Origin of the sequence: Micromonospora parastrephiae (assembly GCF_016802865.1) — a bacterium.
In the GTDB taxonomy this organism is placed as follows: Bacteria; Actinomycetota; Actinomycetes; order Mycobacteriales; family Micromonosporaceae; genus Micromonospora; species Micromonospora parastrephiae.
Genome location: NZ_JAEVHM010000076.1, coordinates 1 through 25,542, shown reverse-complemented (window position 1 = coordinate 25,542; position 25,542 = coordinate 1). Strand labels below are relative to the sequence as shown.

25 protein-coding genes and 4 pseudogenes are annotated in these 25,542 nt (G+C 71.9%); 16 read left to right on the top strand and 13 right to left on the bottom strand.

The window, feature by feature from the left end:
* The 8 genes and pseudogenes from JNW91_RS16925 to JNW91_RS16890 all read right to left on the bottom strand — a co-directional run.
* Window positions 1-1,007, bottom strand: a pseudogene (locus JNW91_RS16925) (glycosyltransferase family 4 protein); the annotation flags it as partial.
* A gap of 102 nt (window positions 1,008-1,109) precedes the next feature.
* Window positions 1,110-1,853: an MBL fold metallo-hydrolase gene (locus JNW91_RS16920; RefSeq protein WP_203176330.1), complete on the bottom strand. Its 744-nt coding sequence runs from the start codon at window positions 1,851-1,853 to the stop codon at window positions 1,110-1,112.
* Window positions 1,854-2,077: 224 nt separating this feature from the next.
* Window positions 2,078-3,043 carry a PLP-dependent cysteine synthase family protein gene (locus tag JNW91_RS16915; protein WP_203176328.1) on the bottom strand — a complete coding sequence of 322 codons (966 nt, stop codon included), beginning with the start codon at window positions 3,041-3,043 and terminating at the stop codon, window positions 2,078-2,080.
* An 11-nt stretch (window positions 3,044-3,054) separates the two neighbouring features.
* On the bottom strand, window positions 3,055-3,384 hold the full coding sequence (locus JNW91_RS16910) for a MoaD/ThiS family protein (RefSeq protein ID WP_203176327.1): 330 nt from the start codon (window positions 3,382-3,384) through the stop codon (window positions 3,055-3,057).
* A 66-nt stretch (window positions 3,385-3,450) separates the two neighbouring features.
* Complete coding sequence (locus JNW91_RS16905) at window positions 3,451-3,939, bottom strand: Mov34/MPN/PAD-1 family protein (protein WP_121675279.1); 489 nt, start codon at window positions 3,937-3,939, stop codon at window positions 3,451-3,453.
* 52 nt (window positions 3,940-3,991) lie between these two features.
* On the bottom strand, window positions 3,992-4,486 hold the full coding sequence (locus tag JNW91_RS16900; RefSeq protein ID WP_203176332.1) for a DUF2017 domain-containing protein: 495 nt from the start codon (window positions 4,484-4,486) through the stop codon (window positions 3,992-3,994).
* A gap of 61 nt (window positions 4,487-4,547) precedes the next feature.
* A pseudogene (gene clpS, locus JNW91_RS16895) lies at window positions 4,548-4,837 on the bottom strand (ATP-dependent Clp protease adapter ClpS).
* Window positions 4,838-4,985: 148 nt separating this feature from the next.
* Entirely contained in the window at window positions 4,986-6,509 is a 1,524-nt protein-coding gene (locus JNW91_RS16890; RefSeq protein ID WP_203176326.1) for a P-loop NTPase family protein, read from the bottom strand.
* Between the two features lie 198 nt (window positions 6,510-6,707).
* Here JNW91_RS16890 and JNW91_RS16885 point away from each other — a divergent pair, with 198 nt between their 5' ends.
* From JNW91_RS16885 to JNW91_RS16870, 4 genes and pseudogenes are all read left to right on the top strand, one after another.
* The gene (locus JNW91_RS16885) at window positions 6,708-9,386 is read left to right on the top strand and encodes a LuxR C-terminal-related transcriptional regulator (protein WP_203176325.1); all 2,679 of its coding nucleotides are present in this window, start codon (window positions 6,708-6,710) and stop codon (window positions 9,384-9,386) included.
* Between the two features lie 16 nt (window positions 9,387-9,402).
* Window positions 9,403-10,688, top strand: a pseudogene (locus JNW91_RS16880) (nicotinate phosphoribosyltransferase).
* A 37-nt stretch (window positions 10,689-10,725) separates the two neighbouring features.
* Window positions 10,726-11,307 (top strand): nicotinamidase, encoded by a 582-nt coding sequence (locus tag JNW91_RS16875; RefSeq protein ID WP_203176324.1) that lies wholly within the window; start codon window positions 10,726-10,728, stop codon window positions 11,305-11,307.
* Window positions 11,308-11,347: 40 nt separating this feature from the next.
* The gene (locus tag JNW91_RS16870) at window positions 11,348-12,595 is read left to right on the top strand and encodes an MFS transporter (protein WP_203176323.1); all 1,248 of its coding nucleotides are present in this window, start codon (window positions 11,348-11,350) and stop codon (window positions 12,593-12,595) included.
* A gap of 469 nt (window positions 12,596-13,064) precedes the next feature.
* Here the strand turns inward: JNW91_RS16870 and ctaD are convergent, their stop codons facing one another.
* Together ctaD and JNW91_RS16860 are read right to left on the bottom strand one after the other, a co-directional pair.
* The gene (gene ctaD / locus JNW91_RS16865) at window positions 13,065-14,822 is read right to left on the bottom strand and encodes an aa3-type cytochrome oxidase subunit I (protein ID WP_203176322.1); all 1,758 of its coding nucleotides are present in this window, start codon (window positions 14,820-14,822) and stop codon (window positions 13,065-13,067) included.
* Between the two features lie 120 nt (window positions 14,823-14,942).
* A complete protein-coding gene (locus JNW91_RS16860; protein ID WP_203176315.1) occupies window positions 14,943-16,049 on the bottom strand; it encodes an FAD-dependent monooxygenase in 1,107 nt (368 codons plus the stop codon).
* A gap of 304 nt (window positions 16,050-16,353) precedes the next feature.
* Between JNW91_RS16860 and JNW91_RS16855 the strand changes: the two genes are divergently transcribed.
* Window positions 16,354-17,490, top strand: a complete 1,137-nt coding sequence (locus JNW91_RS16855) for a GH12 family glycosyl hydrolase domain-containing protein (RefSeq protein ID WP_203176313.1) — start codon at window positions 16,354-16,356, stop codon at window positions 17,488-17,490.
* Window positions 17,491-17,562: 72 nt separating this feature from the next.
* Here JNW91_RS16855 and JNW91_RS16850 read toward each other — a convergent pair whose 3' ends face one another.
* The 3 genes from JNW91_RS16850 to JNW91_RS16840 all read right to left on the bottom strand — a co-directional run bounded on the left by JNW91_RS16850 (window position 17,563) and on the right by JNW91_RS16840 (window position 19,595).
* Window positions 17,563-18,528: a golvesin C-terminal-like domain-containing protein gene (locus JNW91_RS16850; RefSeq protein ID WP_203176311.1), complete on the bottom strand. Its 966-nt coding sequence runs from the start codon at window positions 18,526-18,528 to the stop codon at window positions 17,563-17,565.
* Entirely contained in the window at window positions 18,528-18,680 is a 153-nt protein-coding gene (locus JNW91_RS16845; protein WP_203176309.1) for a hypothetical protein, read from the bottom strand. Before JNW91_RS16845 ends, JNW91_RS16850 begins: the two co-directional genes overlap by 1 nt.
* 126 nt (window positions 18,681-18,806) lie before the next feature.
* Window positions 18,807-19,595: an aldo/keto reductase gene (locus JNW91_RS16840; RefSeq protein WP_203176307.1), complete on the bottom strand. Its 789-nt coding sequence runs from the start codon at window positions 19,593-19,595 to the stop codon at window positions 18,807-18,809.
* A 94-nt stretch (window positions 19,596-19,689) separates the two neighbouring features.
* On the opposite strand from JNW91_RS16840, the pseudogene JNW91_RS16835 reads away from it, so the two are divergent.
* From JNW91_RS16835 to JNW91_RS16785, 11 genes and pseudogenes are all read left to right on the top strand, one after another.
* Window positions 19,690-19,950 (top strand): annotated as a pseudogene (locus JNW91_RS16835) (DNA polymerase ligase N-terminal domain-containing protein); the annotation flags it as partial.
* 19 nt (window positions 19,951-19,969) lie between these two features.
* Window positions 19,970-21,400 (top strand): recombinase family protein, encoded by a 1,431-nt coding sequence (locus JNW91_RS16830; RefSeq protein WP_203176305.1) that lies wholly within the window; start codon window positions 19,970-19,972, stop codon window positions 21,398-21,400.
* A 59-nt stretch (window positions 21,401-21,459) separates the two neighbouring features.
* Window positions 21,460-21,795 (top strand): hypothetical protein, encoded by a 336-nt coding sequence (locus JNW91_RS16825; RefSeq protein WP_203176303.1) that lies wholly within the window; start codon window positions 21,460-21,462, stop codon window positions 21,793-21,795.
* Between the two features lie 142 nt (window positions 21,796-21,937).
* Window positions 21,938-22,186: a hypothetical protein gene (locus JNW91_RS16820; RefSeq protein ID WP_203176301.1), complete on the top strand. Its 249-nt coding sequence runs from the start codon at window positions 21,938-21,940 to the stop codon at window positions 22,184-22,186.
* Window positions 22,187-22,220: 34 nt separating this feature from the next.
* Window positions 22,221-22,499 (top strand): hypothetical protein, encoded by a 279-nt coding sequence (locus tag JNW91_RS16815; RefSeq protein WP_203176300.1) that lies wholly within the window; start codon window positions 22,221-22,223, stop codon window positions 22,497-22,499.
* Complete coding sequence (locus JNW91_RS16810) at window positions 22,496-23,836, top strand: hypothetical protein (protein ID WP_203176298.1); 1,341 nt, start codon at window positions 22,496-22,498, stop codon at window positions 23,834-23,836. The genes JNW91_RS16815 and JNW91_RS16810 overlap by 4 nt, the downstream gene beginning before the upstream one ends.
* Before the next feature lie 191 nt (window positions 23,837-24,027).
* Window positions 24,028-24,303: a hypothetical protein gene (locus JNW91_RS16805; RefSeq protein ID WP_203176297.1), complete on the top strand. Its 276-nt coding sequence runs from the start codon at window positions 24,028-24,030 to the stop codon at window positions 24,301-24,303.
* On the top strand, window positions 24,300-24,722 hold the full coding sequence (locus tag JNW91_RS16800; RefSeq protein ID WP_203176296.1) for a hypothetical protein: 423 nt from the start codon (window positions 24,300-24,302) through the stop codon (window positions 24,720-24,722). The genes JNW91_RS16805 and JNW91_RS16800 overlap by 4 nt, the downstream gene beginning before the upstream one ends.
* A complete protein-coding gene (locus JNW91_RS16795) occupies window positions 24,719-24,955 on the top strand; it encodes a hypothetical protein (RefSeq protein WP_203176295.1) in 237 nt (78 codons plus the stop codon). The genes JNW91_RS16800 and JNW91_RS16795 overlap by 4 nt, the downstream gene beginning before the upstream one ends.
* Window positions 24,952-25,191: a hypothetical protein gene (locus tag JNW91_RS16790; protein ID WP_203176294.1), complete on the top strand. Its 240-nt coding sequence runs from the start codon at window positions 24,952-24,954 to the stop codon at window positions 25,189-25,191. Before JNW91_RS16795 ends, JNW91_RS16790 begins: the two co-directional genes overlap by 4 nt.
* On the top strand, window positions 25,188-25,541 hold the full coding sequence (locus tag JNW91_RS16785; RefSeq protein WP_238425142.1) for a hypothetical protein: 354 nt from the start codon (window positions 25,188-25,190) through the stop codon (window positions 25,539-25,541). The genes JNW91_RS16790 and JNW91_RS16785 overlap by 4 nt, the downstream gene beginning before the upstream one ends.
* The last annotated feature ends 1 nt before the right edge of the window (window position 25,542 follow it).

Here is a 25,542-nt window from a genome sequence, read left to right as displayed (position 1 = left end):
GTCGGCGTCGCCGGCCAGGTCGGCCACCGCCGCGGCCAGCGCGTCGCCGTCGTTCGGCGCCACCAGCAGCCCGGTCACCCCCTCGTCGACCAGGTCGACCGGGCCGCCGCTGGCCGGAGCCACCACCGGCACCCCGGAGGCCAGCGCCTCCTGAAGGGTCTGGCCGAACGTCTCGTGCGGACCGGTGTGCACGAACACGTCCAGGCTGGCGTAGAGCCGGGCCAGGTCCTCGCCGTGCTGCACCCCCAGGAAGCTCACCCCGGGCAGCGTCCGGGCCAACTGGCGGCGGGCCGGGCCGTCGCCGGCGACCACCACCCGCACACCCGGCAGCCGGGACGTCGCCGCCAGCAGGTCCACCCGCTTCTCCGGGGCGAGCCGACCGACGTAGCCGACCAGCAGCTCGCCGCCCGGCGCCAGCCGGTGCCGCAGCACCGCGCAGCGTTTCGCCGGATCGAACCGCACGGCGTCGACGCCCCGACCCCACAGCCAGATCCGCTGCACCCCGTTGGCGATCAGGTCGCGGCGGCCCGGGTCGACGGGGCGAGGGTACGCTGCGCCGAGTTGTGGATCTCCCGGATCCGCCGCCACGCCGCCGCCTCACCCCAGCTCACCCGGTACGCGCGGGCGTACGCCGCCACGTCGGTCTGGTAGACCGCCACCGTGGGCAGCCCGTGCCGGCTGGCCAGCGTCGCCGCCCGCGCGCCGAGGATGAACGGACTGGCCAGGTGAACCACGTCCGGTGCCGTCGACAGCAGCGCACCGGCGAGTCGGGTGGTGGTCGGCACGCCCAGCCGGAAGCCCTGGTAGCGCGGCAACGGCACGCTGGGGATGCGCACCACCGGATACGGCAGCCGGTCGGTGTCCTGCCGGCCGGCCCCGGGCGGGGAGGGCGCGATGACGACGGGCTCGTGGCCCCGGGCGAGCAGATGTTCCGCCGTCCGCACCACGGAGTGCGCGACGCCGTTCACATCCGGCGGGAACGACTCGGTCACGATGGCGATCCGCATGCCCACACCGTGCGGGTGTCATCGGTGCGGCAGACAACCGGCCGCTGACCGGCCGGCGAACAGTTCGGCACAACACCGCCGGCCGGGCCGGGACGCGCGGGGTCAGATGTCGTAGCTCGCGCCGGCCCGGACCACCTCGAGCGGGCCGGTGTACGCGGCGGCGGCCGACTCCAACGTGTGCGCCTCACTGCCCCAGGCCGCCACCAGGTGGGTGAGCAGCAGCCGACCCACCATCGCCTTGGTCGCCGTCTCGCCGGCCTCCCGGCCGGTCAGGTGCAGATCCGGCGGATTGTCCACCCCGTCGAGGAAACTCGCCTCGCAGAGGAAGACGTCGGCGTTCTGGGCCAGCCGCAGCAACGCGTCGCAGGGCGCGGTGTCCGACGAGTAGCACAGCGAACGACCGCCGTGCTCCAACCGCACCCCGTACGTCTCGACGGGATGGTTGACCCGGTCGACGGTGACCGTGAACGGACCGATCGGGAAGGTGCCCGGCTCAAGCGCGTAGAACTGGTAGACGTCCTCCACGCTGCCGTCGTCGTGGTACGCGGCGCCGAGCCGGTCCGGTGCGCCGGAGGGCGCGTACACCGGCAGCGCCGGGTAGGGGCCTTCCGGGGCGTACCGGCGGACCACCACGTACGTCACGGCGTCGAGGATGTGGTCGCAGTGCAGGTGGGTCAGCAGGATCGCGTCGGGGGCGTGCAGCCCCGCGTACCGCTGCAGACTGGACAGCGACCCGGAACCGAAGTCGACCAGGAGCCGGAAACCGTCGGCCTCGACGAGGTAGGCCGAGCACGGGGACTCGGGGCCGGGGAAGCTCCCGGCACAACCCAGGACGGTCAGTCGCATCGGGTCGTCTCACTGTCACTATCAGTAGCATCCGTGCCGGCCGTCGCTCCAGCCATGATCTCTACCGACGCGTACGCCACGCTGCGCAGCCTACGCCGGGCTACCCGGCGACAAGAATCATCCGCTGGAACTTGTCACGAACGTGACACCTGCTCACAGCGCGTCGGGCAGCCTACGGGCCGCCGACGCATGCATCGACGGCCCGTACACAACGACCATTCCGGTCACGCCCAGAGCTGGCCCTCCAGGGCGTCCTCGGCGTCGGCCAGGGTCCCGCCGTACGCGCCGGTGGACAGGTACTTCCAGCCGCCGTCGCAGACCACGAAGGCCACGTCGGCCCGGCGACCGTCACGGACCGCCTCGTGCGCCACCGCGAGGGCGGCGTGCAGGATCGCGCCGGTGGAGAAGCCGGCGAAGATGCCCTCCACCTCGACGAGCTGCCGGGTGCGCAGCACCGCGTCCCGGGTGCCCACCGAGAAGCGCCGGGAGAGCACCGAGGCGTCGTACAGCTCGGGCACGTACCCCTCGTCGATGTTGCGCAGGCCGTAGACCAACTCGCCGTAGCGCGGCTCGGCGGCCACGACCTGGATGCCGTCGACCTTGTCCCGCAGGTAGCGCCCGGTGCCCATCAGGGTGCCCGTGGTGCCCAGGCCCGCCACGAAGTGCGTGATGGTGGGCAGGTCGTGCAGCAACTCCGGCCCGGTCGTCTCGTAGTGCGCCCGGGCGTTGGCCTCGTTGCCGTACTGGTAGAGCATCACCCAGTCCGGATGCTCGGCGGAGATCTGCTTGGCGGTGGCGACGGCCTGGTTGGACCCACCGGCCGCCGGCGAGAAGATGATCTCGGCGCCGTACATCCGGAGCAGCTGGACCCGCTCGGTCGAGACGTTCTCCGGCATCACGCAGACCAGCCGGTAGCCGCGCAGCTTCGCCACCATGGCCAGCGAGATGCCGGTGTTGCCGCTGGTCGGCTCGAGAATGGTGTCACCCGCCCGGAGCCGACCGGCCTCCTCCGCGGCACGGACCATGAACAGCGCGGCCCGGTCCTTGATGCTGCCGGTCGGGTTCCGGTCCTCCAGCTTGGCCCAGAGCCGCACCGGCGGAGCGCCGTCGGGCACCGTCGGGGAGAGTCGGGGCAGACCGACCAGCGGTGTGCCCCCGCACGCGTCGAGCAGGCTGTCGTACCGCGCCATGGCGGCCGCCCTCAGCGGGCGGCGACGGCGTGCTGGCTGATCGCCGCGGCGGCGGCGAAGCCGAACGCGCCGCCGGCCACCGCCGGCAGGATGGTGACGCTGTCACCGTCGGAGAGCTTCGCGTCCAGCGCGCCGAGGAAGCGGACATCCTCGTCGTTGACGTAGACGTTGACGAAGCGGTGCAACGCGCCGGCCTCGGTGACCAGCCGGCCGCGCAGCCCGGCGTGCCGGGAGTCCAGGTCGGCGAGCAGGTCACCCAGGGTGTCGCCGGTGCCGTCGACGACCTTGGCGCCGCCGGTGTAGCTGCGCAGGATGGTGGGGATGCGAACCTCAATGGCCATGATGTCGTGCTCCTCGCTCGGGTGTGCCTACGGTGACGGGACGAAACGGGTGCGGACGCTGACGGGTCAGCGGCCGGAACACTCGTAGTCGACCGTCGCCGGGCTCTGCCCGAACATGTACGACTGCACGGCGTGCGGGTCGACGCCGGCCTCCACGATCCGGACCGGCTCCTCGGTCACCACACCGTCGACGATCCGGAACGACCGGATCTCCTCCGAGTCGGGCTCCCGGGTCGAGACGAGCAGATAGTGCGCGCCCGGCTCGCCGGCGAAGGAGACGTCGGTCCGCGACGGGTACGCCTCGGTGGCGGTGTGCGAGTGGTAGATGACCACGGGTTCCTCGTCGCGGTCGTCCATCTCCCGCCACACGCGCAGATGCTCCATCGAGTCGAACTCGTAGAAGGTCATCGACCGGGCGGCATTGTCCATCGGGATGTGCCGGGTCGGGGTGTCGCTGCCGACGGGACCAGCGACGACGCCGCACGCCTCGTCGGGGTGGTCCCGGCGCGCGTGGGCGACGATCGCGTCGATGATCGACCGGTCGATGCTCAGCACGTGGTCCAGCCTAACGCCTGCCGGACAGGGGTTGAAGTGGTGCGGGTCACGCTTAGTCGATCAAGGCGTTGAGCAGCGACTCCTGCAAATATCCGAGATACGCGTAGACCGACAGTTGGAACACCCGGCTGGAGCCCGGGTCCTCGGTGACCGCGTCGTCCAGCTCCTCACCCAGGTCGGTGCCGTCCTTGATCTCCAGTCGGACACCCATCGCCAGCCGCGCGTCGTTCAACGCCCGCAACCACGCCTCGGCCGCCTCGGCGTCCAACCGCACCTCGCCACCGGCCTCGTCGGGCAGCGCGGCAAGGATCGCACCAGCCTGATCGATCTTGGCGGTCTTGAGGTCGCCCTCGGTGTAGCGACGGAACTCGGCGGAACCGGCCGCGTCCTTCGGGTAGACCGCCGGGAAGAGCCGGCCGACGACCGGGTCGGTGTGGTCGAAGCCATCGGTGAGCAGGCCGACCACCTCGGAGGCGACCTTGCGCAGCACCCGCACCTCGTCGACGGCGAAGGTGGCGACATAGTGGTCGGTCTGGCGACGGAACATGCTCACGGCGCCTGCTCCGTTCGCGACTGCGGGGCTCGCAGGCCCGGCTCACTCCGCACGCTCACGAGCGGTCCACCGTCGCCCACAGCCCGTACGCGTGCAGCTGCGACGCGTCGTGCTCCATCCGCTCCCGGGCGCCGTGGAGACCACGGCACGGCCCTTGTGGTGCACGTCCAGCATGAGCTGCTCGGCCCTCTCCCGGCTGTAGCCGAAGAGCTTCTGGAAGACCCAGGTCACGTACGTCATCAGGTTGACCGGGTCGTCCCACACGATCGTCACCCATTGCCGGTCAGCCGCCGGCACCTCGTCAGTGTCCGGCGTCTCGACCGGTGCAACCTGCGGAGCCGCCATGCCCCCCATCGTGCCACCGGTTTCCCGGAACCGAGGAACCGGAACGCCGGCCCGTCGAGGATCGCCCACTCCGGCCGCCCCGGACCCGTCCCGGACGTCGTCGGCCGCGAAGGGCGATGCGAGCCCGGACGGGTGGGCGACCACGCCGTCAGGCGAGCAGGATGCCGTGGTCGACTGCATCGGAGAGCACCGCGCCCAGCGAGAGGCGGATCACCTCGAACCGCCGGGAGACCTCCCGGGACAACCCCAGCTCGACCTCCCGCAACGCCCGCTGGGACCAGGCCCGCGCGGCGTTGTGGTCGTCGTTGCCGGGCGTACGCCACCGCTGCCAGCACCCGCCGGAGAGCGCCACCGCCACCGGTGGGAGCACCTCGTCGCGGGATGGCGTCGGATAGCCGGCGAGCGCGTCGATCGCGTCCGCGCCGGTCAGATTGGCCACCCCGGCCGTACTGGTGATCAACAGCACCCGGTCCAGGTCGCGGCCGTTGCGGTGATCGGCGAGGCCGTACTGCACGGCGGTGGCGATCCGGCGGCGCACGCCCTCGGCCGGTGGCGCACCGAGCACCCGGGCCGCCGCGTCGGCCACGATGCCCCGCACGGCGTGGTCGCACTGGGCGGTGGCCAACAGCGACAGCGCGGCCATCTCCCGGTCCAGCAGGTCGGGCAGGCCGGGGCAGCCGACCCCGAAGACGATCTCCTGAACCGCCCGCAGGTGGATGTTGGCCAACTCCAGGGCGAGGTGCTGGCGGATCCGCTGCGAGCAGGAGCGGGTCTGCCGGTCGAGCCGCTCGGACCAGTCCCCCGGATCGGCGACGACGGCCACCCGGTCGTGCTGGCCCGGCAGCACCGGTGGATCGGCGCTGGCGCGGTGCAGGCCCTCACCCGCCGACCAACCCACCAGAGCCCGGCGGAGGTCCGCCGCGGAGGTGGCGTCGTCGACCGGGAACCAACGCGCGCCGGCCAACGCCGGCACGGCGGCCAGTAGCGCCGCGCGGTGCGCCTCCACGGTCACCGCGACGGGGTCCACCTCGTTCGACGCGACGGGCGCACCCGCGTCCTCCGTCGTCGCCGCGCCGCCCCAGCCCGCCGCACCCGGGGTGACCGCGAAGGTGACCTCCACCGCCGCCGGGGCGACCTCGGCGAGCAGGTTCAGCTCCGCCGCCGTGAACGCCTGGTCGGCCGCGATCACGAAGAGCAACGCGCCGGCCCGGCCGACCGCGTCCAACAGCACCCGGACGCCGGCGACGCCGAGCGTGCCCGTGTCGGGCGTGTCGATCAGCGTGAAGTGCCGCAGCAGCGGCTCCGGCACGCTCAACTCGACCCGTCGGGGCGGGCGGGCCAGCGCCGGCCCAGCGGCGTCGCGGTCCGCCCCGTACGAGTAGGGCTGGCGGTAGCCGGGAACGAACGCGGCTCGGGTGGGCACCTTGGCGTGCCGCACCACCAGCCAACTGCCCGCCGGGACGGTGAGCATGACCGGGTCGAGCCCCAGCAGGGTGGCGAGCACGGTACGCCGCTCGGCGCCGGCCGGGCCGACGGCGACAACGCCGAGCGGCTCCTCGGGTGCGGGGCCGGTCACGCCGACGCGGGTGGGCAGCGGGCCGCAGCTGGGCAGGTCGGTGTGGCCGGACACGTCGTCGGACGAGTCGACCGAGGGGAGAGGGCCCTGCTTCATCGGGTGGCCTCCCATGGCAGGCGACCGGGCACCCCGGTCGCGTGAAAACTCCGGTGACGCTACCCGGATGCCGGAAGAGTACGTGCGAGCCTGTGACCGGGCGGAACACTTCGGATACTCACCGGTAATCGCGGGATTACTCAACTTCGGTGCGTGACGGTGCGGGCGCGGACAGGTCTCGATGGATATGCTGCGCGAATGAGTCGATGGAAGTTCGTCGGCCGCACCGATGAACTCAACCGCCTGCTGGCGGCAGTGACCGGCGAGGCCGGCCGGGGGCTCTTCTTCAGCGGCAGCGCCGGCATCGGCAAGAGCCGGCTGCTGCGTGAGGGCGTCGCCATGCTGCCCAGCGACCGGTACGCCATCTGGTCCATCGCGGCGAGCGCCACCACCGCCGCGCTGCCGTTCGGCGGACTGGTGCAGGTCCTCCCCGCCGAGCAGCCGCAGGGCCTCTCCCCGGCCGGCATCCTGCGCTGGGCGATGGACGTGCTGCAACAACAGGCCGCCGGCCGCCGGATCGTGCTCGCCATCGACGACGCGCACCTGCTCGACCCCCCGTCCGCGGCCCTGGTGCACCTGGTCGCCCGCGCGGAGAACGCCACCGTCATCGGCACCCTGCGCGACGGCGAGCAGATCCCCCTGCCGATCCGGGCACTGTGGACCGACGACCTGGTCGAGCACGTCGAGCTGACACCGATGCCACCGGCGGAGACCGCGGGCCTGCTGGCGGAGATCCTCGGCGGCCCGGTCGACGCCGGCTCCGCCGACCGGCTCGGTCGACTCTCGGCCGGCAATCCGCTGCTGCTGCGCGAGCTGGTGCACGCCGCCAACGGCAGCGAGGAGCTGAAGCGCACCTACGGGATCTGGAAGTGGACCGGCCGGCTGGAGCTGGCACCCAGCCTGACCGACCTGATCGACACCCGGGTCGGGCAGCTCACCGACGGCGTCCGCGCCGTCGGTGAACTGGTCGCCTTCGGCGAGCCCCTCGGCCTGCACCTGCTCAACCAGGCCGCCGACCAGGCGGACGTGGAGATGGCCGAGGAACGCGGGCTGATCAGCGTGGTGCAGCACGACCGGCGGACCAACGTCCGGCTGGCCCACCCGCTCTACGGCGAGGTGATGCGCCGCCGCTGCCCGGTCAGTCGTACCCGGCGGCTCCAGGCCCGCCTCGCGGAGTTGCTGGAGCAGGTCGGCAAGCGCCGCCGCGACGACCTCCTGCGGGTTGCCGTCTGGCGCCTCGACTCGGGCACCGCGCAGGACCCGGCCCTGCTGGTGGACGCCGCGGTGCAGGCGTTCACCCGCTACGACGTACCGTTGGCGACCCGCCTGGCCCGTGCCGCGATGGACGCCGACGGCGGTTCCGACGCCGCCGAACTGCTGGCCACCATCCTGATGTTCGCCGACCGGCCGGACGAGGCCATCGACGTCCTCGACGCGGTGACCCCCGAGCCCGGCGACGAGCGGCGGCTCTGCCGCTGGCTGACGGCACGGGGAATGGTCAGTTACTGGGGGCTGAGCCAGGAGTCCACGGTGGAGGCGATCGCGAGCCGAGCCGAGCAGCTCAGCGACTCCGCCGACCGGGCCCGGGTGCACGCCTTCGAGGCGATCATGCGTCTGCACCGGCTGGACACGACCACCGCCGTACGGCTCAGCCAACGCGTGCTGGACCGGCCGGCGGCCGGCGTCGCCGCGCGCGAGCTGGCCCGCTCCACCATCGCGTACGTCCAGGCCGCGCAGGGTGAGCTGACCCGCAGCGGCGCGGCGATCGCCCAGGTGCACTCCGCCGCGGCCAGTTGGCGCACCGACATGCCGTACCTGCAACTGGCCCTGGAACTGGCCCGGGGCACCCGGCTCATGCTCACCGGCGACCTGGCCGGGATCGACGCGATCGTGGCCGACGAGTTCGCCGACCTCGCCGGCGCCGGAGACTTCCGGCTCGGCACGGGCTACCTGGCCATCCTCCAGGCGTACGCGGCACGCCTTCGCGGGCAGAGCGACGCGGCGATGCGGACGTCGCTGGGCGCCTGCGCGGTGCTGGCCACCAGCCGCGTCTACGCCGGCCTGGCCCAGGCCGAACGGGCCCAGTCGGCGGCGCTGCGCGGTGACGCGACGCAGGCCACCGCCGCGATGGCCGAGGCGGACCGCACCCACGCGCCGGGCATGGCGGTGCTCTATCCGTGGCTGGAGCAGGCCCGCGGCGCGACGCTCGCCGCGTCGGGCGACCTGCCGGGCGCGGTCAAGCACCTCGGCGACCTGGTGGACCGGCTGCGCGCGGACGACTTCGCCGGGCACGAGGTGCACGTCCTGCACGACCTGGTACGGCTGGACCAGGCGTCCATGCCGGTCGGGCCGATCTGCTCCGACGGTAGCCAGCGTACCGTCGCGCAGCGGCTCGCCGAACTCTCCGAACGCGTCGACGGGGTGCTGCCGCCGCTGCTGGCCCGGCACGCCCGCGCCGCGGCCACCGACTCCGCCGCCGATCTGCTCGCGGTCGCCGACGACTACGCCGCGCTGGAGTTGACCGTGTACGCCGCCGAGGTCACCGCCCAGGCCGTGCAGCGGCTGCGCCGGCAGCACTCGGCTGCCGCCAACGACGCCCGGGAGCGACTGGCGGGTCTGCTCAGCCGCTGCGACCTGATCCGTACGCCGGCGTTGAACGCCGGGGTGCCGGTGCTCACCGATCGGGAATGGCAGGTGGCCCGCCTCGCCGCGCACGGCGCGCCCAGCCGGGCCATCGCCGAGCGGCTCTACCTCTCGGCGCGCACCGTGGAGAACCACCTCCAGCGGATCTACACCAAGCTGGGCGTGACCGGCCGGGCCGAGCTGTGGGCGGCGCTGCGGTCGATCCCGGGCCACGAGGGCGGCGACGCCGACTGAACCTTAGGCTGGGGCGGTGAGCACCCTCCGCCCCGCACTGCTGACCGACCACTACGAGCTGACCATGGTCAGCGCGGCACTGAAGGACGGCACCGCCGACCGCCGCTGCGTCTTCGAGGTCTTCACCCGTCGACTGCCGTCCGGCCGCCGCTACGGTGTGGTCGCCGGCACGTCCGGCTGATCGAGCTGATCCGCGACTTCCGGTTCGACGAATCGGAGATCGACTTCCTGCGCCGGACCGGGGTGGTCGACGAGGCGGCCGCGGCCTGGCTGGCTGACTACCGCTTCACCGGCGACATCGACGGGTACGCCGAGGGTGAGCTGTTCTTCCCCGGCTCGCCGATCCTGACCGTCTCGGGCGGTTTCGCCGAGTGTGTGGTGCTGGAGACGCTGGCGCTCTCGGTGCTCAACCACGACAGCGCGGTGGCGGCGGCGGCAGCCCGGATGGTGACCGCGGCGCGGGGGCGGGCGCTGATCGAGATGGGGTCGCGTCGGGCGCACGAGGAGTCCGCGGTGGCCGCGGCGCGGGCCGCGTACCTGGCCGGGTTCCGGTTCACCTCCAACCTGGCCGCGGGTGCGCGCTACGGCATCCCGACGGCGGGCACGGCGGCGCACGCGTTCACGCTGCTGCACGACGACGAGCGGGCCGCCTTCGCGTCGCAGGTGGCCACGCTGGGCAAGGACACCACGCTGCTGGTCGACACGTACGACATCAGCCAGGGCATCCGCAACGCGATCGCGGTCGCCGGGCCGGAGCTGCGGGCGGTACGCATCGACTCGGGTGACCTGGCGGTCATCGCTCAGCAGTCGCGGGAGTTGCTGGACTCGCTGGGCGCGACCGAGACCAAGATCATCGTTTCGGGCGACCTCGACGAGTACTCGATCGCCGCGCTGGCCGCCGAACCGGTGGACATGTACGGCGCGGGCACGGCCGTCGTCACCGGCTCCGGGGCGCCGACGGCCGGGCTGGTCTACAAGCTCGTCGAGGTCGAGGGCCGGCCCGTGGTGAAGCGTTCCGAGCACAAGGCGACCATCGGCGGTCGGAAGGTGGCCGTCCGCCGGCACAAGCCGACCGGCACCGCCACCGAAGAGATCATCGTCCCGCAGGGCGTACCGGACCGGCAGCCCAATGACCGGATGCTCCAGCGCTCGTACGTGGTCGACGGCGAGCCGGTGGCGCTGCCCACCCTCGACCAGTCCCGGGAGCACCTGCGCGAATGCCTCATCTCCATCCCGTGGGAGGGGCTGAAGCTCTCCGCCGGCGACCCGGCCGTGCCGGTCACCGTCGTACCTGCCGGCTGAGCCCATCCGCCGGCCCGACATGAGAGGGAGACCCCCGATGGCCAACGCGCTGATCATCGTGGACGTGCAGAACGACTTCTGCGAGGGCGGCTCACTGGCCGTCCCGGGCGGCGCCGGGGTGGCCGCCGGCATCTCCCGCCTGCTCTCCGCCGAGCCGGACCGATGGGCGCACGTGGTCGCCACGAAGGACTACCACGTGGACCCGGGCGCCCACTTCGGCGATCCGCCGGATTTCGTGGACTCCTGGCCCCGGCACTGCGTGGTCGGCACCACGGGCTCGGAGTTCCACCCGGACCTGGACACGGGCCGGGTCGAGGCGATCTTCCACAAGGGTGAGCACGCCGCGGCGTACTCCGGGTTCGAGGGGCACGCCGACGACGGGGAGTGCCTGGCCGACTGGCTGCGCCGCCACGACGTGGACCGGGTCGACCTGGTCGGCATCGCCACCGACCACTGCGTCCGGGCGACCGCGCTGGACGCCGCCCGGGAGGGTTTCGCGACCACCGTGCTGCTCGAGCTGACCGCCGCCGTGGCCCCGGACACCACCGACGTGGCCCTGCGGGCCATGGACGGCGCCGGGGTGACTCTGCACGGCGAGCCTGTGATCAGGACCGCATGAGGCGGTAAATGGTTGGCCATCGGGCCGCCGCCGGTCGAGGATGTCGCCGGAGGTACGGACCCACGTGAACATGAAGCCTTACCGGACAGCGCTCGCCCTGCCCGGCCTGCGGTCGCTGCTGCTGGTCGCCGTCCTCGCCCGCATTCCGCTCACCGCGACCGGGGTGACGCTGACCTTCCACGTGGTGCTCGACCTCGATCGGGGCTACGGGGCCGCTGGACTGGTGGGCGCGGCCATCACCGTGGGCGCGGCGATCGGTGGTCCGTTGCTGGGCCGCCTGGTGGACCGGCGTGGCCTGCGCCCGGTTCTGGTGCTCACCGGCATCGCTGAGGCGATCTTCTGGTCCACCGCGCCCTCGCTGCCGTACTCCCTGCTGCTGCCGGCCGCCTTCGTGGCCGGCTCCCTGGCCCTGCCCATCTTCTCGGTGGTCCGGCAGTCGATCGCCGCGCTGGTTCCGGAGGACCAACGCCGCCCGGCGTACGCCCTGGACTCGATGTCGGTGGAGCTGTCCTTCATGATCGGGCCGGCGCTGGCGGTCGCGCTGGTCACCGCGATCTCCGCTCAGACCACCATGTACCTGGTCGGCGGTGGCATCGTCGCTGCGGGGATCGCCCTGTGGCTGGTCAACCCGCCGATCCGCGGTGCCGCCGAACCCAGCGGCCCACCGCGTCGGGTGCCTCGCCGGGCGTGGCTGACACCCCGACTGCTCGCCGTGCTGGCGCTCAGCGCCGCGGCGACCCTGGTGCTCGGCGGCACCGACGTGGCGGTGGTCGCCGTACTACGGGCCAGCGGCGAGGTCGGCTGGACCGGTGCCGTGCTGGCCATCTGGGCGGTCGCCTCGCTGGCCGGCGGCTTCGCCTACGGGGCCGTGCACCGCTCGTTCTCCCCGCTGGCACTGACCGCCGCGCTCGCCGTGTGCACCATCCCGGTCGGGCTGGGTGGCGCGCACTGGTGGCTGCTCTGCCTGGCGCTGATCCCGGCCGGGGCACTCTGCGCACCGACCATCGCGGCCTCCTCGGACGCGGTCAGCCGGCTCGTCCCGGCCGAGGTACGCGGCGAGGCGATGGGTCTGCACGGCTCCGCCGTCACCGTCGGCATCGCGGTCGGCGCGCCCCTCGCCGGTGCGGTGATCGACGCCACCGCTCCGCCGTGGGGCTTCGCGGTCACCGGTGCGCTCGGGGCGGTGGTCACCCTCGTGGTGCTGCCGATCGAACTGCGTCGTCGTCGCAACGCCGCCGACTCCGCCCTGCCGACGGCCGAGACGGACCTCGCCCCCGCCACCCGCTGACGAGAGCCGTCCCGGCTGCCCGCGGACGAGAGCCGTCTCCGCCACCTGCCGTCTCCGCCACCCGTCGTCTCCGCCACCCGTCGTCTCCGCCACCCGTCGTCTCCGCCACCCGCCGTCTCCGCCACCGCCGTCTCCGCCGCCCGCAGACGGGAGCCGTCTCCGCCGCCCGCTGGCGGCACACATGCTGACAAGCGATATACCTCTGAGTCATAAATATGCCCCAGAGGTATATCGCTCATTCGCACGCTTGCCCCCGAGACCGGCCGTCACGCCAAGGCGGAGCCCCGGCCGTCAAGCCAAGACGCAGTCCCGGCCATCACGCCAAGACGCAGCGGCCGCCACGCCGGGGCAGGCAAGCCCGGGCGCTCCGAGACTCGCGAGGCACGGGACGAGGGGCGGCCGAACATGGCGACGGGCGCCGCTCCCGGTGGTCCCGGGGGCGGCGCCCGTCGTACGGCTCAGCCGAGCGTCAGTGCCGGTCGACGTCGCTGGCGGGGTCCTCGCGGTAGCTGGCCCCACCGTCCGACTCGCTGGTGAGCGGCTTGGCGCCACCCTCCGGCGGGCCGGCCACGCTCTGGCCGGCGGCCAACTCGGGGAACTTCGCGTCGAACGCCGGCCGCTCGGAGCGGATGCGGGGCATCCGGTCGAAGTTGCGCAGCGGCGGCGGGCTGCTGGTCGCCCACTCCAGCGAGTTGCCGTGACCCCAGGGGTCGTTCACCTCGACCACCGGGCCGGTCTTGTACGACTTCCAGCAGTTGTAGATGAACGGCAGCGTGGAGATACCGGTGATGAACGCGCCGATCGTGGAGATCGTGTTCAGCGTGGTGAAACCGTCGCTGGGCAGGTAGTCGGCGTACCGGCGGGGCATGCCCTCGTTGCCGAGCCAGTGCTGCACCAGGAACGTGGTGTGGAAACCGATCATGGTGAGCCAGAAGTGGATCTTGCCCAGGCGCTCGTCGAGCATCCGGCCGAACATCTTCGGGAACCAGAAGTAGATGCCGGCGAAGACCGCGAACACGATGGTGCCGAAGAGCACGTAGTGGAAGTGCGCCACCACGAAGTACGAGTCGGACACGTGGAAGTCGATCGGCGGGCTGGCCAGCAGCACACCGGTGAGACCACCGAAGAGGAAGGTGACCAGGAAGCCGACCGCCCAGAGCATGGGCGTCTCGAAGCTGATCTGACCCCGCCACATGGTGCCGATCCAGTTGAAGAACTTCATACCGGTCGGCACGGCGATCAGGTAGCTCAGGAAGCTGAAGAACGGCAGCAGCACCTGACCGGTGGCGAACATGTGGTGCGCCCACACGCTCATGGAGAGCGCGGCGATCGCGACGGTCGCGGCGACCAGACCCTTGTAGCCGAAGATCGGCTTGCGGGAGAAGACCGGGATGACCTCACTGATGATGCCGAAGAACGGCAGCGCGACGATGTACACCTCGGGGTGACCGAAGAACCAGAACAGGTGCTGCCAGAGCATCGGCCCGCCGGTCGCGGGGTCGTACACGTGGGCGCCGAGGATGCGGTCCGCGGCGAGCGCGAACAGCGCGGCGGCCAGCAGCGGGAAGACCAGGATCACCAGGAGGCTGGTGACCAGGATGTTCCACGTGAAGATCGGCATCCGGAACATCGTCATGCCGGGCGCGCGCAGGGTGAGCACCGTGGTGATCATGTTGACCGCGCCGAGGATGGTGCCCAGGCCGGAGATGGCCAGACCCATGATCCACATGTTGGCGCCGACGCCGGGCGAGTGCTCGACGCTGCTCAGCGGCGCGTACGCGAACCAGCCGAAGTCGGCGGCGCCGCCCGGGGTGATGAAACCGGCGGTCGCCATCGTGCCGCCGAACAGGTACAGCCAGTAGGCGAAGCTGTTCAGCCGGGGGAAGGAGACGTCGGGCGCGCCGATCTGGATCGGCACGATGTAGTTGGCGAAGGCGAACACGATCGGCGTCGCGAAGAACAGCAACATGATCGTGCCGTGCATGGTGAAGAGCTGGTTGTACTGCTCCGGCGACAGGAACTGCAGCCCGGGTCGGGCCAGCTCAGCCCGCATGACCAGGGCCATCAGCCCGCCGATCATGAAGAACACGAACGCGGTGACCATGTACATGATCCCGATTTGCTTCGCGTCCGTGGTACGCAGCAGCCGCGCGATGGCCGACCCCTTGACCGGCTCCCGGACCGGCCAGGGCCGGGTCACGACCGGCTTGGGTGCGACGGTGGTCACGAGTGGCCTCCGGTTCTCGGTTGTCCCGCTCGGCACACGCTGGTTATCGGCGGGCCGTCATCCGCAAGGAGGATAGTCCCCGGCAGGTCGCAGCGCCGCGTGGGGTGGTCGGGACGCGATCTACAGCGGGCCGAGCAGCAGCCGGTAGTGCTCCCCGAAGATCCGGCCGCCGCGTCCGCGCAGCAGCGGGTCGCGCAGCGCCGGCGGCACGTCCCTGGTCCGGTTGCGGTCACGGGTGCGGTCCCGCACCCACCGGGTACGCGGGCGGCGACGGCTCTCGTACGCCACCAGGGCCGCGTCCACGCTGCCGGCGGCGCGCAGCGACTCGGCCAGCACCACGGCGTCCTCCAGCGCCATCGCCGCACCCTGGGAGAGGGTGGGCGCGGTGGCGTGCGCGGCGTCGCCGACGAGCAGCACCCGCCCCCGGTACCAGCGGCCCAGCTCCACCTCGTCGGTGATACCGACATGCACGGCGCCGAGCCCCGCCAGCACCTCGGGCACCGGCCCCCGGTAGTCGGCGAAGAGTTCCCGCAGCCGGGCCAGCGGGTCGGCGGGCGCCCGGGTGCCGGCCTCGTCGGCGTAGCAGTGCAGCCGGCCACCGCCGATCGGCACCATGAGGAACCCGGAGCGCTGTCCCAGCAACGCCGTCCACTCGGTGACCGGCGGGCCGTCGCGGAGCACGGCCCGGTAGACCACCTGCCCGACCGGCCGGGGTGGCCCGCCGAGCGCGGCTAGGGCACGGACCGAGGAACGCGGACCGTCGGCGCCGATGACCAGGTCGTACTCGGTGGTGGTGCCGTCGGTGAAGGTGACGCCGACGGCACCCGGGAGCAGGTCCAGGGTGCGGACCTCGGCGCCGTGGCGGACCGCCCCGCCGGCGCCGCTGAGCAGCACCCGGTGCAGGTCGGACCGGGGCAGCGCCCGGCACTCCCCGACGCCGGCCCAGAGGGTGTCCAGGTCGACCTCGCAGAGCGGCGCGCCGGCGGCGTCGAAGAAGCGTTGCCGGCGGATCACCTGCCCGAGCGGGCGGACCGGATCGTGCAGGTCCAGCCGGTGCAGCGCGCGGGCCGCGTTGCCAGGCAGGTAGAGGCCGGTCTCGGTGGACTCCCCCGGCGGCAGCTTGTCGGTGACGTCGGGCCGGAAGCCCGCCAGGCGCAGCGCCCGGGCGACGGCCAGGCCGGCGATACCCGCGCCGACGACGAGGATGCGCAGGGGGGAGCCACCCATGGTGGTGTACGCCTCCGGAGGGGGAACGGCACGCGTTGGAGGCAACACGCTACTCGGAGCTATTGGCGCACACCAGGGCCGATCGGACCGGCCCGCGACACTCGTCGGCGGCTCGTGCCGCTTAGCTGGCCGTCCGACGACAGCCGTCCGGCGGGGGCGTGGGAATCCTCACAATTCACCAGTTTGACCCGTACGGTTGCGCGGCAGTTTCAGACATGTAAATGTGTCGTTGAGCGTGGGAGCGCTCCCGCATCAGCCCGCCACATTCCGGCGCCCCGGGCACGCGCCGCAGTCAAGGAGCGTCATGAAACGTCCACTTCGGGCCTTGGTCGCCACCGGCCTGCTGCTCGCCGGCTCGCTGGTCGCAGTGGCCCTCGGCGGCAACGCCTCCGCCGACACCCAGATCTGCGAACAGTACGGCTCGACCGTCATCCAGGGCCGGTACGTGGTGCAGAACAACCGCTGGGGCACCACCGCCCAGCAGTGCATCAACGTCACCGGCAGCGGCTTCGAGATCACCACCCAGAACGGCAGCAGCCCCACCAACGGCGCACCGACGGCGTACCCCTCGGTCTTCTTCGGTTGTCACTACACCAACTGCTCCCCCGGCACGAACCTGCCGATCCAGGTGAGCCAGATCAGCAGCGCCACCAGCAGCATCTCCTACCGGTACGTCAGCGGAGCCGTCTACAACGCGTCGTACGACATCTGGCTGGACCCGTCACCGAAGCGGGACGGGGTCAACCAGATGGAGATCATGATCTGGCTCAACCGACAGGGCCCGATCCAACCCATCGGCTCGGTGGTCGGCACGGCGACCCTGGCCGGCCGTACCTGGGAGGTCTGGCGGGGCAGCAACGGCTCCAACAACGTCATCTCCTACGTCGCGCCGTCGGCGATCTCCAGCCTGAACTTCAGCGTGCTGGACTTCATCAACGACGTCCGCAACCGGGGCGCGATCACCAACTCCTGGTACCTAACCAGCATCCAGGCCGGCTTCGAGCCCTGGCAGGGTGGCGTCGGCCTGGCGGTGACGTCGTTCTCCGCCGCGGTCAACGGTGGCGGCGGCACTCCGCCCACCACCCCGTCGACCCCGCCCCCGAACACGCCGCCGCCGGGTAGCGCGGCCTGCGCGGTGAAGTACACGGCGAACTCGTGGAACAACGGCTTCACCGCGGACGTGCAGATCACCAACACCGGGTCCAGCGCACTGAACGGCTGGACGCTGACCTACAACCTGCCCGGTGGGCAGCAGGTCACCAACTCCTGGAACGCCACGGTGAGCCAGAGCGGATCCACGGTGACCGCCCGGAACACCAGCCACAACGGGTCCGTCGCGCCCGGCGGCACGGCCAGCTTCGGCTACCAGGGCACGTTGAGCGGGGCGTACTCGTCCCCGACGAGCTTCTCGCTCAACGGCGCCACCTGCACGCGGGCCTGAGTGTTGCACCACTGACGGTGGGGGCGTGACCATCCGGTCACGCCCCCTGCCGAGGCTCGGCGCTCGTCGAGCTCAGACGCGGGTGAGGCGTACGGCGTCGGCGACGACCAGGCCCGTCGCGGTGCTCCAGCGGCTCACCGCCACCCGGTTGGCGTCCCCGGCCGGCAGCGTGAACGTGCCGAGGACGCGCCACTGCCCGCCGGTCACCCGCTGGTCGACGTACACCGTCTTGTTGCCGGTGCTGGTGGCGACGATGTACGGGGTGGCGCTGTTGTAGCCGCTGTTCGTCGGCCACCAGGCCTCGACCCGGTAGTTGCCGGCCGCCGGCACGTTGAACCGGTACCAGGCGGGGTCGCTGGCCGCGACCGGGTCGGCGTACCGGTAGTCGGCGCCGTACCGCTGGCTGGAGAACGTCGACACGCCCCAGCTCGCGCTGGCGGTGAACCGGCCGGCGGTGGTGTTGTCCACCGTGGAGGACCACGCCGTGCCTCCGCCGGCCATCTTCGCCGCGACGTCGGCGCGCATCACGTTCAGGTCGATGAAGGACGGGTCGATCTTGCCGGTGGTGCTGGTCTCCCGGTGGCCCCGGGCGTAGCTGCTGTCCCGGCCGAGGCGGGTGAGCACGGCGGCGGTGGCGGCGATCGACGCGTTGTACTGCGCGGCGGTCATCTCCTGGTCGACGCCGTTGTAGTCGATCTCCCACCCGATCATGAGGGTGTTGCCGTCTCCGGCGGGGATCGGTCCGCTGCCGCCGGAGACCCCGGCGTGGTTGCACCGGCCGGCGGAGATGACGTGGAAGACGCCGTTGTAGTCGACGAGCGCCTGGCACAGCGGCCCGGCCAGGTCGGAGCGGCCGTTGATGCAGATGCCGAGCGCCGGGTGCGGGTTGCTGGCGCTGGAGGTGGAGGCGGTGTGATGCCAGAGCACCCCGATCGGGTCGAAGGAGCCGGGCCGCATCCGGTTGAGCCAGTCGCCTTCGACGACGACCTGGACCCCGGCCGCGCGCAGCACGTCCACCAGCCAGGGAATGGTGGCCATCAGGATTCCCCGAGCAGGTCGGCCAGGCACTCGGCCTTCGGCGCGGCGTTCGCCGGAGTGGGTCGGACGACGGTGGTCAGCGCGGCGGCCACCAGGGCGGGGATGGCGAGCACCCCGCGGCGGCGTAGACGGGTGGATGGTGACCGGGCCATGGCGATCCTCCAGCTACGGCGGGTTCGAACGGATCGACGAACGTGATGACGGGGACGCTATACCGTCATGAGCGTCGATGTCGATACCCTTCATCGCCGAGTCGCGGGCTGAAGGAAACCGCCGGGTCAGACCTCGCCGAGCGCGTCGATGTCGCGCATCTCCTCCGCCGTCAACGAGAAGTGGAAGACGTCGAAGTTGGCGGTGATCCGCTCCGGGGTCACCGACTTCGGGATCACCACGATCTCGTGGTCGATGTGCCAGCGCAGCACCACCTGCGCCGGGGAGACACCGTGCGCGCCGGCGATCCGGGTCAGCACCGGATCGCTGAGGTCGCTGGTCTTGAACGGGCTGTACCCCTCCAGCACCACACCCCGGTCCCGGTGTTCGGCGTGCCGCTGCCGGTCGTACAGCGACGGGCTCCACCGGATCTGGTTGACCGCCGGATTCTCCTCGGTCGACTGGATCAGCTCGTCGATCTCCGGGGTGCTGTAGTTGCTCACCCCGACCGCCCGGGTCAGGTTTTCGTCCCGGGCGGCCAGCAGCTCCCGCCACAACGGGATGCTGTCCCCCGGAGACGACGGCGGCCAGTGGATCAGCCAGAGGTCCACCTGGTCGACGCCGAGCGCCTCCAGGCTGGCCTCCAACGTCTGGCGCTCCCGGCCCACCCGGTCCGGCGGGAGCTTGGTGGTGATGAAGACGTCCTCGCGACGCAGCCCGCTCTCCTGCACCGCACGCCCGACCTCCCGCTCGTTGCCGTACACGGTGGCGGTGTCGAGGTGCCGGTAGCCGGTGTCCAGCGCGGCCAGCACGGCGTCGTAACCGGCCCGGCCGGTGGCCTGCCAGGTGCCGAAGCCGAGCAGGGGCATCCGCACGTCACCGGGGAGCAGGGCGGTGGGCTGGTCGGTGAGGTCCATGAGGTCCGTTCTACCCCGCCGCATCCCCGGCCGCCGAGCGAACCGGACACTCCGGCGTCCAGCGCGACGGTCCGGTTTGCCGGAGAATGTGGGTGTGACCGACCGGCTGGAGGAGTACCGGCGACGGCGGGACGCGGCCCGCACGCCCGAGCCCGTGCCGCGGGAGAGCCCGACGGTGGCCGGCACCGACGGCGACACCGCCCGCTTCGTCATCCAGCAGCACCACGCCCGCAGCCTGCACTGGGACCTGCGCCTGGAACGCGCGGGCGTGCTCGCGTCCTGGGCGGTACCGCGCGGTCTGCCCCGCGACCCGGGCCGCAACCACCTGGCCGTGCACACCGAGGACCACCCGATGGTGCGTAGACTACTGCGCCATGAGGCTGGCTGCAATCTACGAACGGATCAGCGACGACCGCGAGGGGCGGGAACTCGGCGTTGACCGGCAGGACAAGGACTGCCAAGCCCTAACTCGGCGAGAGGGTTTGACAGTCTTCGGTGTCTACCGCGACAACGACATCAGCGCCAGCACTAACTCGCGCAAGCCTCGGCCGGAGTACGACCGGCTCATTGCCGACGCCAAGGCCGGCAAGTTCTCGGTGATCGTGGCGTACACGAGTGGGCGACTGACCCGCCGGCCCCGAGAGCATGAAGACCTCATCGACCTGGCGACGGGCTACGGCATCAGCTACCGCTACGTCCGCTCCCCTAACTTCGATCTGAACACTGCGCAGGGGCGCGAGATCGCGCGCACCATGGCCGCCAGGGACGCAGGCGAAGCCGAAGAGATCGCCGAGCGCGTCGCCGCCGAGGTGCGCGACCGTGCGGAGCGGGGTGAGTACCACGGCGGACCGCGCAGCTACGGGCTGGCCCCGAACGGTCGGGACCTGGTCGAGAGCGAGGCGGCCGAGATCAGACGCTGGTACGCACACGTCCTCGCCGGCGGCTCCCTCGCCGGGCTCCAGGCAGACCTGAACCGCCGCGGCATCCCGACCGCCACCGGGAGGACGTGGCGGGCCCCGGTGATCCGGAAGATCCTGCTCAAGCCCCGCAATGCAGGCCTGCGGATCCTGCACGGCATCGAGTACGCGGCGCCGAACCCGCCCATCGTGGCGGAGTCCACCTGGCGGGCTGTGAGGCAGATCCTCGAAGAACCCGGCCGGCTCGCCAACCACACCGGAACCGCGCGCCGGCACGTCGGCACCGGCCTGTTCATCTGCGAGCGCTGCGACCCGCGCACCGTGAACGCCACCTACGACCGGAGCGGGAACCTGCTGTACCGGTGCCTGCTGTGCTTCCGGTCGTGGCGGGCGGAGCCGATCCACCGCTGGCTCAACGCCACCGTAGAGGCCATCCTGGCCAAGGAGGACGACCGGAAACGGCTGCTGCCCGCCCCTGCCAAGGGGATCGACCTGCGCGGCCTGTGGTCCGAGGCCGCCGCGATCCAGGGCAACCTGGCCGAGCTGGCCGCCGAGTTCGCGCTCAGCCGCGGCGCGGTGAAGGCAGCGCTCAAGAGCGGGATGGATCGCGGCCAGGAGCGCCTCGACGAGATCCAGGTCGAGATCACCGCCGCTGGCCGCGTGGACGCCACCACCGCGCTGCTGGCCGCCGACGATCCGGTGGCGGCGTACCGCGCCATCAGCGACGTTGGCCTGCGTCAGGCCGTGCTGCGCTCGATCGCGGTCATCCGCCTCGGTCCGCCGATCCGTGGCCGGGCCGAGTGGGACGCCACGAAGTTCATGGGCGGATCGCAGTGGAAGAACGACACCCGCACGTGGGGGGAGATCTGGGCGGAGGCTGGGCTGTGAGCCGACGCAAGAACCGACCGGATCGGACGTCGCTCACCGTCGTCTGCCACCGGCACCCGATGCAGTCGAACCCGCTGCTGCGCGTCTTCCTCGATAGCCGCCAATTGTCGTTCGGGGGCGCCAACGTGAGCGCTGTGCAGGCACACGACGAGGCCCCGCACACCTTCGTCGGCCGCTGCCACCAACCCGGGTGCCGGACCACGATCGAGGCCCGCGTCACGCGCATCTCCGGCGTGATGAACACGATCCGGGAACGGATCGGAGTGGACGCCTCGCCGACTGTCACACTCCGGCAGTTCGAGGTGATGCTGAGCTGGGCCGACCTGCCCGCCGCATCTCTGGGCAAAGAGACGCTAGTCGCGGTAGCGCTTGGACGAACCGTCTGGAAGCTCTAAGATCATTAGGACACGTGTCGACCCCCCGCGCGAGCGGGAACGCGTCCCACCCATGCAGGAGGGGAAAGGTCGGCCGGGACTCCGGTCCCATCAACGCCCTCTCCGGGGCGGCAGGTGACTGCTACCCGGGAGGGTGCTCTTCATGTCCAAACCGGACACCACTACGCCGTCACCACGGCATTTTCGAGCGGTCAAGGCCAACGCCGTTCGCTATGGCGACCAAGCCGCCGCCGAGCGCGCCGACCGCGAACTACGCGCGGCCAAACTTGAGCGCGCGATCCGTACCGCCGTCGACGCCGCGCCGCCTCTGACGGACGAACAGCGCGCCCGGCTCGCCGGGCTGCTCGCCCCGCCGCAGGCATCGGGGGGAGGTGGACAGGTTGCGGCATGAAGAACCCCCGCGACCGGGCGGATCGCGGGGGCAGGTGACGGCCGGCGAAGCTGTCCAGTCGAGCGTACCGGAGAACGTCACTGCCTCGCCCACCCGCCGCGGCGGCGATCCGGCTATAACGCATCGGCGCGACGTCCGCGCCCTCGACGAGCACCTGGCCGACGAGTTGCCGCCGGCGCCCGTGGTTCCGCCGTCGTGCGGTGGCGCGCACTCCGGCCCGTGCGACCGCTGGTCGGCGTGCACCGGCATGACGCTCACCGTCGTCGAGCGTGACACCATCGGCCGCGCCCACCCGTGGCGGTTGGTCGCGTGACGGACGTAGCTGCCTGGGACGACGTCGCCGTCGCCGTGCCGGGCACGGTGCCGGTGGCCAGCTTGCCCGGTCGCGCCGAGGACGTCGCCGAGGGCTGGTCCGTACCGCCGGATACCGAGCTCTGGTCGGCGCGGTCCAGCCTGGCTCGGGTGCACCAGTTCGCACGGTCCCGCCGGGCGGCGCCGTGGGCCACCCTTGGTGTGGTCCTGGCCCGGGTGGTGGCCGCCACGCCGCCGTTCGTGGTGTTGCCCGCGCTGGTCGGGGGGCACGGGTCGCTGAACCTGTACGTGGCGATCGTGGGGCCGTCAGGGGCGGGCAAGGGTGCGGCTGAACGCACCGCGGCCGACGCGGTCGAGGTCGGTGCCCTGACGTCGGCCAGCGTCGGGTCCGGCGAAGGCATCGCACACCTCTACGCCAAGCGCACCCGTCAGGGGGTCGAGCGGCACACCGATGCGGTGCTGCTGTCGGTGCCCGAGATCGACACGTTGAGCGCGCTCGGTGGCAGGCAGGGCGCGACGCTACTGCCGGAGCTCCGGCGGGCGTGGTCCGGCGAGGCGCTCGGGTTCTCCTATGCGGACCCGGACAAGCGGCTGCCGATCCCGGGCCACTCGTACCGCCTGGCGCTGGTCGTCGGTGTCCAGCCGGCGCGGGCCGGTGGGCTGCTCGACGACGCCGACGGCGGGACCCCGCAACGTCTGCTGTGGCTGCCGGCGACTGACCCGCAGGCCCCCGACGTTGCGCCCGACGAACCGGCCGGCCTGCTGTGGCAACGACCGCTGTGGCCGCTGGCCGAGTTCGGCACCAGCCGCGTGGTGCTGCCGGTCTGCCAGAACGCCCGCACAGCGATCGACGCTGCCCGGCTGGCCCGGCTGCGCGGTCAGCCCAGCGACCTGGACGGGCACGCGCTGCTGGCGCAGCTGAAGACCGCTGCGGCGCTGGCGCTGCTCGACGGGCACGCCGAGGTGACCGAAGAGGACTGGCAGCTGGCCGGCGTCGTCGCGGTCGTCTCCACTCGTACCCGTGACCAGGTGGCCGCCGGCCTTGAGCGCGTCGAGCGCGAGCGCAACCGCCGACGCGGCGAGGCGGAGGGGGATCGGGCGGCGGTGGCCGCTGAACGGGTCGCCGAGGACGCGGTCAAGCGGTGCTGTTCCAACATCCTGCGCAAGCTCGACGGCGACGAGTGGAAGGCAGGCTCACCGCTGCGGCGATCCATCGCCGCGCGGATCCGGCAGCACTTCGATGAGGCGATCCAGCGGCTGCTCGACACCGGCCAGATCGAGGCCGAAGACATCGACGGTGGTGGCGTGCGTTACCGCCGACTCAGCGGTGCCCGATGAGCCGCCCCGAAGGGGTGTACGGGGTGTACGAGGTACACCCCTACCCCGGAAAACCGACCATCACCGGTGGCTATATCCGCAGGTCAACAACAAACGGTTCATCCGCGATACGCGAGCGGATCGGGGGGTGGGGTGTACGCCCGTACTCATGTACACCCCACCGGGCCGATTCCAGGCAGAGAGGGTCATCCATGAATCTCGACCGTGACAGCGTCACCAGCTTCGCCCCCGTTGACCCGGACCTGTACGAGGTCGCGTTCACCGGAGAGGACGAGAGCTGGACGCTGCCCGTCATCGGCTTCGCTGTCGTCGTCACGTACGCGGCGCAGGAAGACCACGACCTGAGCGAGACGGGCGTCTGCCCCGTCCTGATCGGTGAAGACGGCTACGCGGTCACCCTGCGGGATCTGCTCTCGGAGCTCAGCCACCGGCCGCAGGCCACCCTTCGCCGGAAGGCAGCGCCGTGACCGAGCAGGAACGCGTCGAGTGGCAGCAGCGGCTCCAGGCCGCCGTCGACGAGACGTTGCGCCGGCGGGCCGCACGCCGGCAGCTCCACCAGGACCACACCGCCGCCCGCAACGCCGGGCTGGCGCACCGCAACCGCGCCCGACTGGCCCGGGCCAGAGCAGGAGGACCCATGCCCAAGACACCCGAGCACGCCGACGACGTGCTGACCGTTGACGTCGCTGAGCTGCGCAACCCCGACCTGGGTGCCCTCGCGTCCGCGCTCGCCCGCGTCTCCGGCTGGTCCACGCTCGCCCCCGGCGCCGCGCTCGCCGTCGGCCAGCTGGCGCAGCAGGCACAGCACGCCCTCGACCGACGCCGCCGCCGGCTCCCCACCAACCCCGGCCAGGCCACCCCGCCCGACGGGCCGGAGGCGGCATGACACCCGACGAACATTCATCGGCCGGCGACCCGCTCGCCGTCGCTGGCCTGGCCGCCGGCGAGCTGCGCCAGGTCCTCGACGCCCTCTGCCGAATCGATCAACTGCTGCGCCCCATGGTTCACCGAGCCGAAGAGCTCGCCGGCCGCCCGAGGATCGACGACGCCGACCTGGCGCAGCTGCTCGACGACCTCCGATATGCCCGCACGCTGCTGACCGGCGGGTTGATCACGTGAGCGTCGACGTTGGTGCGTTCCACGCCGCGGCGATCGGCGTCTGCACCGAACTGACGCTCGGCGAATGCGACCTCGACGTCATCGCCGCGCTGATCGCCGACCTGCCCGAAGAGACTGCGTCGCGGCTGATCCTGCTCGTTGCCACGTTCGGCGACATCCTGCACATCGCCGGCCCTGACGCGTTGCGTAGCGCCGGCCTGCACGCCGCCCAGCTGCAGCTGGGCGTCGACCCGTGAGCGGCCCGGTGCCGGCCGGGTCGGTGCTGCTCGACCCGGCTGACGCCGCCGTTGCCGCGTGGGCGATCCGCGACGCCATCCGCGCGCTGCGCGTCGCCGGCAGGCCCGTGCCCGGCCGGCTGACCGCGCTCGCCGGCACCCTCACTGCCGCCGCTGTCGCTACCGCCAACGGCGTTCGCCCTGACTGGGCTACGCGGGCAGCATCCACGGCAGACCTGACCGCCGACGAAGGGGTGACCGTGAGCGAAGCCGGACCGCGCTCGCCGGCACCCTCACTGCCGCCGCTGTCGCTACCGCCAACGGCGTTCGCCCTGACTGGGCTACGCGGGCAGCATCCACGGCAGACCTGAC

Bases quoted from the DNA above. Each gene is read 5' to 3' on its own strand.
- JNW91_RS16820 (WP_203176301.1), top strand. From the start codon at position 21,938: ATGTCCAAACCGGACACCACTACGCCGTCACCACGGCATTTTCGAGCG.
- JNW91_RS16825 (WP_203176303.1), top strand. From the start codon at position 21,460: ATGCAGTCGAACCCGCTGCTGCGCGTCTTCCTCGATAGCCGCCAATTG.
- JNW91_RS16900 (WP_203176332.1), bottom strand. From the start codon at position 4,486: ATGTTCCGTCGCCAGACCGACCACTATGTCGCCACCTTCGCCGTCGAC.
- JNW91_RS16885 (WP_203176325.1), top strand. From the start codon at position 6,708: ATGAGTCGATGGAAGTTCGTCGGCCGCACCGATGAACTCAACCGCCTG.
- JNW91_RS16910 (WP_203176327.1), bottom strand. From the start codon at position 3,384: ATGGCCATTGAGGTTCGCATCCCCACCATCCTGCGCAGCTACACCGGC.
- JNW91_RS16850 (WP_203176311.1), bottom strand. From the start codon at position 18,528: ATGGCCACCATTCCCTGGCTGGTGGACGTGCTGCGCGCGGCCGGGGTC.
- JNW91_RS16915 (WP_203176328.1), bottom strand. From the start codon at position 3,043: ATGGCGCGGTACGACAGCCTGCTCGACGCGTGCGGGGGCACACCGCTG.
- JNW91_RS16855 (WP_203176313.1), top strand. From the start codon at position 16,354: ATGAAACGTCCACTTCGGGCCTTGGTCGCCACCGGCCTGCTGCTCGCC.
- JNW91_RS16795 (WP_203176295.1), top strand. From the start codon at position 24,719: ATGACACCCGACGAACATTCATCGGCCGGCGACCCGCTCGCCGTCGCT.
- JNW91_RS16920 (WP_203176330.1), bottom strand. From the start codon at position 1,853: ATGCGACTGACCGTCCTGGGTTGTGCCGGGAGCTTCCCCGGCCCCGAG.
- JNW91_RS16860 (WP_203176315.1), bottom strand. From the start codon at position 16,049: ATGGGTGGCTCCCCCCTGCGCATCCTCGTCGTCGGCGCGGGTATCGCC.
- JNW91_RS16830 (WP_203176305.1), top strand. From the start codon at position 19,970: ATGAGGCTGGCTGCAATCTACGAACGGATCAGCGACGACCGCGAGGGG.
- JNW91_RS16875 (WP_203176324.1), top strand. From the start codon at position 10,726: ATGGCCAACGCGCTGATCATCGTGGACGTGCAGAACGACTTCTGCGAG.
- JNW91_RS16840 (WP_203176307.1), bottom strand. From the start codon at position 19,595: ATGGACCTCACCGACCAGCCCACCGCCCTGCTCCCCGGTGACGTGCGG.
- JNW91_RS16845 (WP_203176309.1), bottom strand. From the start codon at position 18,680: ATGGCCCGGTCACCATCCACCCGTCTACGCCGCCGCGGGGTGCTCGCC.
- JNW91_RS16890 (WP_203176326.1), bottom strand. From the start codon at position 6,509: ATGAAGCAGGGCCCTCTCCCCTCGGTCGACTCGTCCGACGACGTGTCC.
- JNW91_RS16870 (WP_203176323.1), top strand. From the start codon at position 11,348: ATGTCGCCGGAGGTACGGACCCACGTGAACATGAAGCCTTACCGGACA.
- JNW91_RS16805 (WP_203176297.1), top strand. From the start codon at position 24,028: ATGAATCTCGACCGTGACAGCGTCACCAGCTTCGCCCCCGTTGACCCG.